General features: G+C 75.1%; 11 protein-coding genes. 5 read left to right on the plus strand and 6 right to left on the minus strand.

Features of this window, described 5'->3' with window-relative positions:
* Nucleotides 1–9: 9 nt before the first annotated feature.
* On the minus strand, nucleotides 10–939 hold the full coding sequence (locus ACSNOA_RS22425) for an NADP-dependent oxidoreductase (RefSeq protein WP_436661121.1): 930 nt from the start codon (nucleotides 937–939) through the stop codon (nucleotides 10–12).
* 49 nt (nucleotides 940–988) lie between these two features.
* Here ACSNOA_RS22425 and ACSNOA_RS22430 point away from each other — a divergent pair, with 49 nt between their 5' ends.
* On the plus strand, nucleotides 989–1,606 hold the full coding sequence (locus tag ACSNOA_RS22430) for a TetR/AcrR family transcriptional regulator (protein ID WP_436661123.1): 618 nt from the start codon (nucleotides 989–991) through the stop codon (nucleotides 1,604–1,606).
* A 37-nt stretch (nucleotides 1,607–1,643) separates the two neighbouring features.
* Here ACSNOA_RS22430 and ACSNOA_RS22435 read toward each other — a convergent pair whose 3' ends face one another.
* The gene (locus tag ACSNOA_RS22435; protein ID WP_436661124.1) at nucleotides 1,644–2,312 is read right to left on the minus strand and encodes a maleylpyruvate isomerase N-terminal domain-containing protein; all 669 of its coding nucleotides are present in this window, start codon (nucleotides 2,310–2,312) and stop codon (nucleotides 1,644–1,646) included.
* Nucleotides 2,313–2,444: 132 nt separating this feature from the next.
* On the opposite strand from ACSNOA_RS22435, the gene ACSNOA_RS22440 reads away from it, so the two are divergent.
* Nucleotides 2,445–2,897, plus strand: coding sequence for a YbhB/YbcL family Raf kinase inhibitor-like protein (locus ACSNOA_RS22440; protein WP_436661126.1), 453 nt, complete (start codon nucleotides 2,445–2,447; stop codon nucleotides 2,895–2,897).
* 17 nt (nucleotides 2,898–2,914) lie between these two features.
* Here ACSNOA_RS22440 and ACSNOA_RS22445 read toward each other — a convergent pair whose 3' ends face one another.
* Nucleotides 2,915–3,796 (minus strand): phosphatase PAP2 family protein, encoded by an 882-nt coding sequence (locus ACSNOA_RS22445; protein ID WP_436661128.1) that lies wholly within the window; start codon nucleotides 3,794–3,796, stop codon nucleotides 2,915–2,917.
* A gap of 89 nt (nucleotides 3,797–3,885) precedes the next feature.
* Between ACSNOA_RS22445 and ACSNOA_RS22450 the strand changes: the two genes are divergently transcribed.
* Both ACSNOA_RS22450 and ACSNOA_RS22455 read left to right on the plus strand, forming a co-directional pair.
* Nucleotides 3,886–4,584 carry a DUF3159 domain-containing protein gene (locus ACSNOA_RS22450; RefSeq protein WP_436661130.1) on the plus strand — a complete coding sequence of 233 codons (699 nt, stop codon included), beginning with the start codon at nucleotides 3,886–3,888 and terminating at the stop codon, nucleotides 4,582–4,584.
* Nucleotides 4,585–5,218: 634 nt separating this feature from the next.
* A complete protein-coding gene (locus ACSNOA_RS22455; RefSeq protein ID WP_436661131.1) occupies nucleotides 5,219–6,562 on the plus strand; it encodes a GH1 family beta-glucosidase in 1,344 nt (447 codons plus the stop codon).
* 73 nt (nucleotides 6,563–6,635) lie between these two features.
* Here the strand turns inward: ACSNOA_RS22455 and ACSNOA_RS22460 are convergent, their stop codons facing one another.
* From ACSNOA_RS22460 to ACSNOA_RS22470, 3 genes are all read right to left on the minus strand, one after another.
* Nucleotides 6,636–7,058, minus strand: coding sequence for a roadblock/LC7 domain-containing protein (locus ACSNOA_RS22460; protein WP_436661133.1), 423 nt, complete (start codon nucleotides 7,056–7,058; stop codon nucleotides 6,636–6,638).
* Nucleotides 7,055–9,547: a nitrate- and nitrite sensing domain-containing protein gene (locus ACSNOA_RS22465; RefSeq protein ID WP_436661135.1), complete on the minus strand. Its 2,493-nt coding sequence runs from the start codon at nucleotides 9,545–9,547 to the stop codon at nucleotides 7,055–7,057. The genes ACSNOA_RS22460 and ACSNOA_RS22465 overlap by 4 nt, the downstream gene beginning before the upstream one ends.
* 100 nt (nucleotides 9,548–9,647) lie before the next feature.
* Nucleotides 9,648–11,060 (minus strand): FGGY family carbohydrate kinase, encoded by a 1,413-nt coding sequence (locus ACSNOA_RS22470; protein ID WP_436661137.1) that lies wholly within the window; start codon nucleotides 11,058–11,060, stop codon nucleotides 9,648–9,650.
* Nucleotides 11,061–11,313: 253 nt separating this feature from the next.
* Between ACSNOA_RS22470 and ACSNOA_RS22475 the strand changes: the two genes are divergently transcribed.
* A complete protein-coding gene (locus tag ACSNOA_RS22475) occupies nucleotides 11,314–13,242 on the plus strand; it encodes an anthranilate synthase family protein (protein ID WP_436661139.1) in 1,929 nt (642 codons plus the stop codon).
* Nucleotides 13,243–13,271: the final 29 nt, after the last annotated feature.

Raw genomic sequence — 13,271 nt, forward strand, 5'->3', positions numbered from 1 at the left:
CCGCGCCGGCTACGCCGTCAGCACGATCTTGCCTCGCGCGTGTCGGGACTCGCTCAACTCGTGGGCGGCGGCGGCCTCGTCGAGGGCGAACACGGCGGCGACCGGCACGGTGAAGCGGCCCTGCTCGGCGAGTTCGCCGGCGACCGCCAGCCCGTCGAGCGCCGGCGCGTCGGCACCGGGACCAGAGCCGCGGGACAGGTGCACACCGTGCGCCGGTGCGTTGATGTCGGCGATGCTCACCACCCGGTCCGGAGTCGCGACGAGACCGATCAGGTCGGGCAGGGAACCGGAGCCGGCACAGTCGAGCACGACATCCACCGGGCCGGGAACCAGAGTGCCGACCCGCTCGGCCAGCCCGGGCCCGTAGGTGGTCGGGACCGCTCCGAGCGAGGCGACGAAGTCGTGGTTGCGGGCGCTGGCCGTGCCGATGACGGTGGCGCCGCGGGCTACCGCGAGTTGGATCGCGGTCGTGCCGACCCCGCCGGCCGCGCCTTCGATCAACAGCGTGACGCCGTCCCTGACGCCCAGCAGGTCGAGCACCCGGGTGGCCGTCTCGATGTTCCCGGCCGCGCCGCCGGCCTGCTCCCAGGTCAGCGCGGCCGGCTTCGGCGTCCACGCAGCCAGGACGGCGTACTCGGCGTTCGCTCCGCCCATCTCGGCGTAGTCGACGATCCCCAGAACGTCGTCGCCGATTCGGACCCCGGTCACTCCGTCCCCGATCTGGTCCACCACGCCGGCCGCGTCGACTCCGGGCACGTGCGGCAGGCGGAGCGGGACCCAGTCCTGGAATCGGCCGGCGCGGACGTACGTGTCGGCGGGATTGACACCGGAGGCCCGGACCGCCACCCGGATCTGTCCCGGTCCGGCCTGCGGTGCGGGAACCTCGGCGACCTCGAGCACGCTGGCGGGACCGTACGTGGAGAATTGCACAGCTCTCATGCGGCGGACGCTAACGGACGCCCCCGTCCGTTTAGCTAAAGTGAGAGCGGTGACCGACCGCTTGCCTCACACCCTGCGCTCCGACGCCCAGCACAACCGCGAGCGCATTCTCGACGCGGCGCGCGTGGTGTTCGCCGCCGACGGTCTGGATGTGCCGATGCGGGAGATCGCCCGGCGCGCCGGGGTCGCACCCGCCACCCTGTACCGCCGCTTTCCGACAAAGGAAATGCTGGTCACCGAGGCATTCACGGAGCAGATGCACGCGTGTCACGTCATCGTCGACGAAGGGCTCGCCGATCCGGATCCGTGGCACGGCTTCTGCCTCGTGATCGAGAAGATGTGTGAGCTGCACGCACGCGACCAAGGCTTCACCGCGGCGTTCGTGTCGGCCTTTCCGCACGCGATCGATTTCGAGGCGCGCCGCGACTACGCGCTGACGTCGATCGGCGAACTGGCACGCCGCGCCAAGGAGGCCGGTCGCCTGCGCCCCGATTTCGTCCTCGACGACGTACTCCTCGTGCTCATGGCCAACAGCGGTATCCGCGCGAGCTCACCGGCGGCGCGGGTCAGCGCCTCCCGACGGTTCGCCGCGCTCGCGATCCAGGCGTTTCGGGCCTCTCCGCAGGCCCCACCGCTGCCGCCCGCGTACGCCGCGTCGACAGTGTGACGCGACCGAACGGGTTGGTGCGGCGGCGGCTGCCGTATCAGGCGCCGAAGGAGAGCCAGCGGAAGTCGGCGGCCTCGACCGCCGCGCGTTCCTCCTCGGTCAGGTCGGCCCGGCCGGTGGTCTTGCGGATGAGGGTGAGCCGGTCCCAGGCCAGGCCGGCCGGGAGCGGGCGTCCGCCGGTGAGCAGCTCGGCGATCACGTCCGCCGCGGTGGGGGTGAGCCACGGCTCCCGGTCCAGCGCCGCGGCCAGGTCGAGGCCGTGCACGCCGACCTCCACGACCCGCGTACGCAGAAACTCGGACAGGGCCATCGCGTCGCCGTGCCGGGTGCGCACGACCCGGCCGGCGGGCGCGGCGGCGACCGCAGCGTCGGCGGCCCGCCAGGCCCGGTCGAAGTCCGCCACGAGCGCCGGGCCGTCGAGTGCGCGGGCCTCCCGGCGGCCGCTGTCGACGCGGGCGGCGTCGACCTGCGGGGTGAACTTCGGCGCGCCGAAGTAGCCGGCGGCGTCGACCTCGGCGCGCGCCGGAGCGGGCGCGGCGAGCATGTCGACGAGCCGCCCGGCGCCGGTGCGGACGTGGGCGAGCAGCTCGCGTACTGACCACGGGTGGCAGTCGGTCGGCCGGTCCAGGTCCGCCTCGGACAGGTCGCGCAGCACCTCGCCCAACCGTGCGCACTCGTCGCGGAACGCCGCCCGTACCGTCTGCACGCTTACCTTCCCCGTCCGGCTGCCGCCCGTACCCTCTCACGAGCCGGCCCGGCGTCCCCCGCAGCGTCGTGCCGTTTCGGTGGCGGCCCGGCGGGTACGCGCGTGCGGGCTCGAGTGAGGGAGGCGCCACCGATGGCCGGGATCATGATGCGAAGCACCGCGTTCAACGACCACGACATGCTGCCGGCTCGCTTCTCCCGCGAGGGCGGCAACATCTCGCCGCCGCTGGAGTGGACCACGGTGCCCGACTCGGCCGCCGAACTGCTCCTGCTCGTGGAGGACCCGGACGCCGGCCGGACGCCGTTCCTGCACTGGCTGGTCACCGGCATCCGGCCCACTCCGGGCGGGGTGGCGGAGGGCACGGTGCCCGAGGGTGCCCGGGAGTGGCCCAACGGCTTCGGCGAGGTGGGTTGGGGCGGCCCCCAGCCGGCGCGCGGCGACGACCCGCACCGCTACTTCTTCCGCCTGTACGCCGTGAACCGCCCGCTCGAGCTGCCGCGCGCGCCGCAGGCCACCGATGTGCACCAGGCGGTCAGCGGGCACGAGTTCGCGAGCGGCACGATAATCGGGCTGTACTCCCGCTGAACCGCCGGTCGGTGCGCTCAGCCCTGGTGGCGGGGCACGAGCCGGTGCACGACGGCGAGGACCAGCGCCATCACCACGCCCATCGTCCCTGCGATGCCGGCGGCGCTGCCCGCGTAGCCGACGAAGAGCGCCCGCCGGGTCAGCTCCTGCGGGTCGACGGTGCGCAGGTCCACGAGCCAGGCGAGGGCGAGAACGGAGATCGTCAGGGCGAGCACGCCGCCGGCGCCGAGCACCGACGCCGCGACCCGGTGCGCGTCGGCGGAGGAGAACCGGGCCCGCTCCCGCTGGGTGACCAGCAGCACGAGCCCGGCCACCGCCGCCCAGGCGCCCACCACGAGGAACGCGGCCACCGCGTCGCTGGGCCGGTGCCAGCCGGCGGAGAGGGTCGCCACCCCGGCGGCCGCGGCGTAGGCCGCGCCGACGAACGCGCCGAACGCCCGCACCTTGGCCGGTAGGACGAGCACCAGCGCCACCGCCACCGAGGCGGCCACGGCGGTGTGCCCGCTCGGCAGGCTGTTGCCGGCGTAGATACGTTCGAGGTCGATGCCCAGGTCGGGGCGGGACAGGCCGTGCTTGAGCAGTTGGGTGCTCACGTTGGCGCCCGCGATGAGCAGCGTTGCGGTGATCGCCAGCGCGATCCGGCCGCGCATCAGCGCGATGAACCCGATCGTCGCCGTGGCGGCGAGCAGGGAGACCACCGACATGGCGTTGAGGATCCGGTCGACCGGGCCGTCGATGCGGTCCTGCCCGATCCGGTTGCCTGTGAGGGCGACGGTGTCGACCCACTGGCCGGTCCCGGTGTGCACCGCCACCCGCCAGACCAGGACGAACGCGGCCACCTGAAGCAGTGCCAACAGGACGAGCCAGAACGCCGTCCATGCCCTCGCCGTCTCGCGCACGCGCCCACGTTAGCGACCGGGTCGGGCGGCCGCGCGGGTGGCCCGCTGCGCGCGTCCGGTTAGGTTGGGATCGACGTGAGGAGGTGACGGTGACCGGCACAGCGCAGCGGGACCCGGACGCGGGCCGGCCCGAGTCGCTCGCCGATCTGCTGGGCGGTCGGCGGGGCGCGGTCGACGCGACCGTTCCGCCGCTGGCGTTCGCCGCCGGTTGGCTGCTCGGCGGCGAGTCGCTCTGGGCGGGGGTCGGCGCCGCGGTGGTCGCCGGCGTGGCGGTGGCCCTGTGGCGGTTGCGTCGGGGTGACCGGCCGCGCTCGGTGCTGATCGGCCTGCTGGCGGTGTGCGTGGCCGCGCTGATCGCGCTGCGGACCGGCCGTGCCGCCGATTTCTTCCTGCTCCAACTGCTGTCCAACGCGGCGAGCGCGCTGGCCTGGGCGGTGAGCATCGTGCTGCGTTGGCCGCTGCTCGGGGTCGTGGTCGGGGCGGCGCTCGGGCAGCGGACCCGGTGGCGGCGGGATCCCGCGCTGCTGAGGGCGTACGGGCGGGCCAGTTGGGTGTGGACGGCGACGTACGTGCTGCGGGTGGCGGTCTTCGTGCCGCTGTATCTCAGCGGCCAGGTGGTCGCGCTGGTCGTGGCCCGGGTCGCGCTGACCTGGCCGCTGGTGGCGGCCGCGCTGGCGGTGAGCTGGATGGTGGTGCGGCGCTCGCTGCCGGCCGGGCATCCCGGGTTGCGGCATCCGGTGGTCGCGACGGAGGACGACGCGCACACCGTGGCGGCCGATCGGCGCTGAACGGGCCAGCATCGGGTCGACCGACGCCGGGACAGGGCCCGCGCGGAACCACCGGCACCGAGGTCCGGCTGGGCTCGGTCCGGTGTGGGCGTCGCCCGGGTCCGGGCGTCCTCCGGTGCCGGGCCGCCCCACCCTCATGATCGTGCTCGATCCCGGAAGGATTTCTGCCGTCGCGGAGGCCACTACTTCCACGATCGAGCACGATCATGGAGTCGGGGTGTCCGACCGGGTCGGCGGGCGTGCGGCGGACGCAAAAGGAGAGGCCGCCACGGGGGGAGCGGCCTCTCCGGTGACGTACGTTACTCCGTCGGCGTCCGTCGCGTGATCCCGCGGAGGCCACTTTCGCAGTCGTTTTCGCGGTGTCCGCCGATACGGGTGGCCAGCCCGACCGGCCGATCCGCCGCACCGGCCCGATGGCCGGGCAGCAGGGCCTGACCAGCAATCGTCGGACGGTCCGCCGGCCGGTCGGGACGGCCGCTCCGGCGACCGGACGGGCGGCCGCTCCGGCGCGTCGCGGCGGAGGCCCGGCGACGGGACGGGACGTGCCGCGGCGGCGAACGGCGCCGGTCTCCTGCCGTATGATGGGAGCGCTCCCGAGCCTCGGGCCGGCAGTCCGCACCCACGAGGAGAACCGATGTCGATGCCCGCCCCGCAGCCGACGCCGCTGCGCTTCCCGCCCCACTTCGGCTGGGGCGCGGCCACCTCGGCGTACCAGATCGAGGGCGCGGTCAAGGAGGACGGCCGGGGCGAGTCGATCTGGGACACCTTCAGCCGGACCCCGGGCCGCACCCGCAACGGCGACACCGGTGACGTGGCGGCGGACCACTACCACCGCTACCGCGAGGACCTCGACCTCATGCGCGACCTCGGGCTGCACAGCTACCGGTTCTCCATCGCCTGGCCGCGGATCCAGCCCGACGGCACGGGCGCGCCCAACCAGCGCGGCCTCGACTTCTACCGGCGCCTCGTGGACGGCCTGCACGAGCGGGGCATCGCCCCCATGGCCACGCTGTTCCACTGGGACCTGCCACAGGCGCTGCAGGACGCCGGCGGGTGGGAGGCCCGCGACACCGCACACCGCTTCGCCGACTACGCCGAGATCGTCTTCCGCGCCCTCGGTGACCGGGTCCCGGTCTGGCTCACCATCAACGAGCCGAAGACGGTGGTGCAGAACGGCTACCTCTCCGGTCACCACGCGCCCGGCCGGCAGGACCCGGACGCCGCGTACCTGGTCGCGCACCACCTGCACCTCGCCCACGGGCTCGCGGTACGGGCCCTGCGGTCCACGGGCGTCGACGGGCGGATCGGCCCGGCGTTCAACCTGCACCCCTGCTACCCGGCCGACGACTCCCCGGACGCGGCGGCGGCCACCCGTCTCCACGACGGATACGAGAACCGGCTCTACCTGGACCCCGTGTTCACCGGCCACTACCCCGAGGACGTGCTGGCCGACCTCGGGCCGGGCAGCCGCCTCGCACGCGGCGTCGTCGAGGGGGACCTCGCGATCATCTCCTCCCCCGTGGACCTGCTCGCCGTGCAGTACTACACGCCGATCTACGTGACCGCCGACGGCGGCACCGTGCGCCGCCGGCCGACCTCGGAGGCGCGGTGGCAGCAGATCCACCCCGAGGGCATGTACGACATCCTGACCCGGGTCACCCGCGACTACGGGCCCGTCCCGATCACCGTCACCGAGAACGGCCTGCCCACCCGGGACACGCTGCGGCCCGACGGCACCGTGGACGACCTCGGGCGGATCGCGTTCCTGCGCGAGCACCTCACGGCCGCGCACCGGGCCATCGCGGCCGGCGTGCCGCTGGAGAGCTACCACGTGTGGTCGCTGCTCGACAACTTCGAGTGGGCCGAGGGGTACGACCAGCGGTGGGGCCTCGTCTACGTGGACTACCCGACCCAGCGGCGCATCCCCAAGCGCAGCGCCCACTGGTACCGCGGCGTGATCGCCGACAACGCGCTCTGAGCGACCGGCCGGGGCGTCGGCGCCCGTCCCGGCCGCAGCGGCGGCCCCTCGGCGCCACTGCGGCCGGACCCGCTCAGCGCGGCAGCGCCTGCTGCAACTCCGCCCGCAGCGCCGGGGTGAGCATCTCCCCCGCCTGCTTGGCCAACCGCGCCATCTCGTAGCCGACCACGCCGATGTCGGCGTCCGCCGCCGCCAGGGTGGCGAGGATCGACCCGTCACGCACCTGCATCACCAGGAAGTAGCCGCGTCCCATCTCGACCACCGTCTGCTTGACCACGTCCCCGTCGAACATCTGCGCGGCCCCGGACGTGATGCTCATCAGGCCGGAGGTGACCGCCGCCAGCTTGTCCGCGTGGTCCCGGGGCAGGTGGTCGGAGACCGCCACCAGCAGCCCGTCCGAGGAGACCACCGCCGCGTGCGCCACACCCGGCACCCGCTCGGCGAACCCGCTGACCAGCCAGCTCAGGTCCCGCGCCTCCTGACTCAACGTCGTCACTGTCGTCGTCCTCCTTCGCTGTGCCAGCCGGCCGGCGGCACGGGTAGCTCGGTGGTCTCCTCCGCCTCGGCCCGCCGCACCCCTCTGTAGAGGCGGGAGAGCATGCCGCCGACCGCCTCCGGGTCCGGGTCGTACGCGTCCGGCGCGGGCGCCGGCCGCGCCGACCGGGTCACCGCCGCGAGTTGCGCCATCGGCACCCGCACCGGAAGACCGCGCTCGTTGGTGCCGGCGGTCACCGGAACGGCGGGCGGGACGGCCGGTTCCGGTCGGGCTGCCGGGGTGGCCGGCCCCTCCCGGGACCACCATCCGCCGGCGGCCGCCGGGCCGGCCACGGGAGCCAGCACGTCCTCGGCGCGTACCGGCACCGGCCGCGCCTGGCGGGGCACGACGCCCGGCCGGCGGCCCGCGACGGGCTGGTCGGGGCGGCCCGTTCCACCCTCGGCGATCCCGGCGGTGAGCATCCGCGCGGACACCGGCGGGTCGAGCGGCTGCGCGGGGGCCGGCGCCAGCAACGTCTCCGGCAACCGGAGCACCGCGACCAGCCCGTCGGAGCCGCCGTCCAGCCGCACCCGGACTCCGAGCCGCGCCGCGAGGTGACTCACCACGAACAGGCCCATCCGTTCGACGGTGGCCACGTCGGCGGCCGGCGGCGCGGCGAGACCGCGGTTCGCCTCCTCCAGCGCCGCGGGGCTCATCCCGAGCCCCCGGTCCGCGATCTCGACCACCGCGCCCGTCCCGTCGGCGCGGGCGGTCACCGACACCGTCGTGTCGGGCCGCGAGAAGGACGTGGCGTTCTCCAGCAGCTCGGCGAGCAGGTGCACCAACTCGCCCACGGCGTGCCCCACGACGTGCAGGTCGGCCACCGACTCGTGCCGGACCCGCCGGTACTGCTCGATCTCGGCGGCTGCGGCGAGCAGCACCGTGCCCAGCCCCACCGGCCGCTGCCACCGCCGGGTGGACTCGGTGCCCGCCAGCACCAGCAGGCTCTCGTCGTTGCGGCGCATACGGGCGGCCAGATGGTCCAGCTTGAACAGGTTCTCCAGCTGGTCCGGGTCGTTCTCCTGCCGCTCCAGCTCGTCGAGCAACTCCAGTTGCCGTTCGACCAGCACCTGGCTGCGCCGGGCCAGGTTCACGAACATGGCGTTGACGGTGCGCCTCGTGACCGCCTGCTCCACGGCCACGGTGACGGCGCTGCGGTGCACGGCCACGAACGCCTCCGCCAGCTCGCCGATCTCGTCGAGTGAGCGGACCACCGCCGGCGCCACCTCGATGGGGGGCACCCCGCCGGTCACGGTGCGCAGCCGGTCCAGGGCGTCGGGCAGGTCCACCTGGGCGATCCGCAGCGCCTGGCCCCGCAGCAGCCGGATCGACCGGGCGATCGACCGTCCGACGAGGACGGAGATGAGCACCGCGGCCAGCAGCACCGCGACGATCCCGCCCGCGACCAGCAGGGTGGTGCGCAGCTGGCCGGCCGCCGCGTCGTCGGCCTGCCGGACCCCGTCGGCCAGCACGCCCGCCTCGGCCTGCCGCAGCAGCTCCTGCCGCTCCTCGCTGGCCTCCCACCACTGCGAGGCGGGCAGCACCGCGGGCGTCCTGCCGGCCACGGGAAGGGTCTGCTCCTCGAGCCGCGCGGCCGCGGCGAACGCGGGGTCCGCCGACATCCGGTCGTACCGGCCGATCTCGTCGCCGGTGGCGGCCGCCCGGAACGCGCCGAGCGCGGCGAGCTGCTGGGCGCGCAGGTCGGCGAGGACGACCTGGTCCTCCGGGCCGTACCCGCCCGCGCGGGCGGCGGCGTAGAGCTGGGCACGGACCCGCGAGGACAGCTCCTTGACCCGGGCCAGCTGCACGTAACGCAGGACGGCGTCGCTGAGCGCCGGGCGGCCCTGACCCGGGGTCGGCTCGGCCAGCAGGTTGAGCAGCGCGTCGACCGCCCGGTGGTAGTTGCCGAGGATCGTGCCGCTGTCGAGCACGGCCGGCGGCACGGTGGGCCGGATGTAGATGATCCGGTCGTACGCCTCCAGCACCTCGGCGTACGCCACCCGCCAGGACACGTCCGCGTCGGCGAGGGGGCGGGCGGCCCGGCGCAGGTCGGCGACGGCCCGGTCGGTGGCGTCCTGCAACGGCTCCAGGGCCCGGATGGCGGCGTCACGCTCCTCCGCGTCGGCGGACCGGCGCAGCGCGGCCAGCTCGCCCGCCGAGCGGTCGCGCTCCTGCTGGATGCGGTGCACCGCGGCCGTGATCTCCCGGCCGATGCCGACCTGCTCGGCGAACCCGCTCAGGACCGTGGTCTGGCCGACCAGGACGCGCGTCTGCACCCCGGCCAGGACCAGGAAGGCGACCGACGGGACGACCAGCACGGTGGCCAGCTTGGACCGCATGCGCCAGTCGCGCAGCCGCAGCGGTGAACGCCGCCGGTGCGGCACGACCCGGACGTCGTAGCGGCGTCGACGATGGCTGGACACCGCGCCGCGCGCCGCGTCCGCACCCACGCTGCCTCCTGTCACCCCTGTCGCGTCCACCGTGGCCGGGGAGCGGAGTCCATCCAACCAGGCCGGTGAGCCGTGTCAACGGCCCGAGCGCCGCGGGCGTTCAGGAAGGATACTGCGGGTGCGGCCCACCTGCCGTGGTCGGTGAGATCGGTTCATCCGTCCGGCCGATGTCGGCCGACTCGACGGCCGACTCGAGCCGGCCGAGCGCGACCAGCGCCGCGCCCGTCGCGCCGATCTCCGGGTTGCGCTGGTGGGACACCGCCCGCGGCGCGAGCGCCGTGGCGAACGCCTGCCGCCACCACACCGAGGCGGCCACCGCCCCGCCACCCAGCACCACGGACACCTGCCGGTCGACGGTGGACTCCAGCACGCCGAGATCCTCCGCGACCATCTCGCACAGGCCCTGCATGAGCCCGGCCAGGATGTCGACGGCGGTGGTGCCGAAGCTCAGCCCACCGAGGCGGCCGGAGCCGGCCGGGGCGAGGCCGGGCGGGCGGTCACCGCCGAAGCGGGGATCCGCGGGTCGCCCGCCGCCGGCGGGCACCAGCGCGAGCGCGGCGTCCAGCTCGGCGCCGATCGGCAGCCGCAGCTCCCGGTTGGCCCAGGCGAACAGGTTCCCGCCCGAGGAGTACGCGGCGCCGGTGACCACGTGGTCGTGGTCGACGCGGTAGCGCCAGAGCCGCTCGGGCAGGCGGGGCAGCTCCTGCCCGGCCGGCACCCGCTGCATGAGCCGCACGGCGGCCGAGGTGCCGACGGTCACCGCGGCCCGGGTCGGTTCGACGCAGCCGGAGCCGACGTTCGACGCGCCGCCGTCGCCCACAGGCGCCGACCAGGGGACGCCGGCCAGCGCGGGCCAGCGCTTCGCGTGCACCGTTCGCAGCCGCCCGTGCCACTGCAACGGGGCGAGGGCCGGCAGCTCGTCGACGCGCGCCCCGGCGAGCGCGAGCGCCTCCTCGTCCCAGGTGAGCGTCCGCAGGTCGAGCAGCCCGGTGCCGGACGCCTGCGAGATGGACATCGGCGCCTCGTCGAGCAGCTCCCCCAGCACGTACTCGACCAGGCCGGCGAACCGGGCCACCCGGGTGCCGGCGCGCTCGCGCAGCCAGGGCAGCCGGACCGACCAGTAGCCGCGGTGCCACCACGTGCCGGTCCGCTGGTGGTAGTCGTCCGGGTCGGCCGGGCCGGTGACCGACGCCGGTGGCGTCGGCCGGGTGTCCAGCCAGGTGATGGCGGGGCCGAGCGGCTCACCGGAATCCGCGAGCGGGAGCACCGAGTGCCACTGGCCGGACATGGCGACCAGCTCGACGTCACGCAGGTGCCCGGCGGCGGCCAGCTCGTCGAGGCACTCGACCAGGCACGCGAGGTACGCGGGCCCGTCCAGGGTGCCGGTGCCGTCGTCGCCGATGGCCAGGCTCACCTTGCGGCGCGCCAGGGCGCCGGGCACGGGTCGGGTGTCCCGGTCCAGCACCAGCCCGCGCACCGACGAGGTGCCCAGGTCCATCGCGAGAATGTTCATCGCGGGTCAAGTTACCCGTTGCGCGTGCGCGGCGAGCGTTCCTGCGCCGGCCGGTACGACGGTACGGCTTCCGCCCGGGCGGCCCGCCCCGTAGGGTGGGCTCATGCTCGCGCACCTGAACTGCTGGTGGCCCGCCGACCCGGCGGCCACTCCCCGCGCGTAGCTCTTCCACGCGGCCGCCTCGTCGAGGCGGTCGCCGGTTCTTCCGGCCCCGGGCCGCCCCACCGGCGGCACCCGGCCCCAGGAGAACCCGATGACCCACCTGCACGACCTGCTCGCCGCCGTGTCGACCGGCGCCGACCCCGGCCCGTTCGCGCTGGTCCGCCGCGCCGACGCCGACGAGCTGGAGCTGTTCACCGGCCCGGTCCGCACGGTCGACCGGCTCGCCGACGTGCCGCTGCCGCCCGGCGTCGGGCCGCGGACGCTCGCCGTGGTGCCCTACCGGCAGATCACCGAGCGCGGCTTCGCCTGCGTCGACGACGGCGTGCCGCTGGAGTGTCTGCTCGTGACCGGCCACCAGCGGATCGGCCTCGCCGACGCGGTCGCCGCGCTGCCCACGGACCCGGTACGCACCGCCGGCGCCGCGTTCGACGTCTCCGACGAGGACTACGCGCGGACGGTGGACCGGGTGCTCGCCGAGGAGATCGGCCGCGGCGAGGGCGCCAACTTCGTCGTCCACCGGGCGCTGACGGCCACCGTGCAGGGCCCGCCCGTGGCGGCGGCGCTCGCCGCCCTGCGCAACCTCCTGCTGCGCGAACGTGGCGCGTACTGGACCTTCATGGTGCACACCGGCGCCCGGGTGCTGGTCGGCGCCAGCCCGGAACGGCACGTCAGCGTGGACGACGGTCTGGTCATGATGAACCCGATCAGCGGCACCTTCCGCCACCCGGGCGCGTCGGCGGAGCGGGACGCGCTGCTGCGCTTCCTCGCCGACCCGAAGGAGGTCGAGGAGCTCTACATGGTGCTCGACGAGGAGCTGAAGATGATGGCCACCGTGGCCGAGCACGGCGGCCAGGTGGTCGGGCCGTACCTGAAGGAGATGTCGCACCTCGCCCACACCGAGTACCTGCTGGCCGGTCGCGGTTCCCGGGACGTCCGGGAGGTCCTCCGCGAGACGATGTTCGCGCCGACCGTCACGGGCAGCCCCATGGAGAACGCCTGCCGGGTGATCGCCCGCCACGAGCGCACGGGCCGGCGCTACTACGCGGGGGTGCTCGCCCTGCTCGGCCACGACGACGCGGGCCGGCAGACCCTCGACGCGCCGATCCTCATCCGCACCGCCGAGATCTCCCCCGCCGGGGCCCTGCGGGTGCCGGTCGGCGCCACCCTCGTGCGGCACTCGACGGCCGCCGGGGAGGTGGCGGAGACGCACGCCAAGGCCGCCGGGGTGCTGGCCGCGCTGGGGCTCGGCCCGCAGGCGCCCGGCGCCGGCCGGGAGCCGGCGCCGCGGTTGGCCGACGATCCGGCGGTACGCGCCGCGCTCGCCGCCCGCAACGCGCCGCTGGCGCGGTTCTGGCTGGACCAGCGGGCACCGGAGGCGCCCGGGCGACCCGGGTTGGCCGGACGGTCCGTGCTGATCGTCGACGGCGAGGACACCTTCACCGGCATGCTGGCCCACCAGCTCCGAGCGCTGGGTCTGGCCGTGACGGTGCGGCCGTGGCACGCGCCCGGCCCGACCGACGGGTACGACCTGGTGGTCGTCGGCCCGGGGCCGGGCGACCCGGGCAGCCGCACCGACCCGAAGATGGCGGCGCTGCGCGGGCTGATCGCCGGGCTGCTGGCCGCCGGCCGGCCGGCCCTCGCCGTGTGTCTCGGGCACCAGTTGCTGGCCGGTCTGCTCGGACTGGCCGTGCACCGCCGCGACGCGCCCTACCAGGGGTTGCAGCGGGAGGTCGACCTGTTCGGCGTACGACGCCGGCTGGGCTTCTACGCGACGTTCACCGCCCGCTGCGACGCCGACGAGGTGGACACCGCGTACGGCCGGGTGGAGGTGGCCCGTGAGCGGGCCGACGGGGCGGTGCACGCGCTGCGTGGCCCGTCCTTCGCCGGTGTGCAGTTCCACCCGGAGTCGGTGCTCAGCCGGGACGGCCTGGCGGTCCTGGCCGACCTGCTGCCACCGCTGCTGGCGCCGGAGCCCGTCCGCGTGGCGCGCGCCGGGCGTCCCGGGAGCCCGGGGGCGTAGTCACCGCCGCCGCTGGTCGGGGCGGCCGG

Origin of the sequence: Micromonospora sp. URMC 103 (assembly GCF_051386435.1) — a bacterium.
Classification (GTDB): domain Bacteria; phylum Actinomycetota; class Actinomycetes; order Mycobacteriales; family Micromonosporaceae; genus Micromonospora.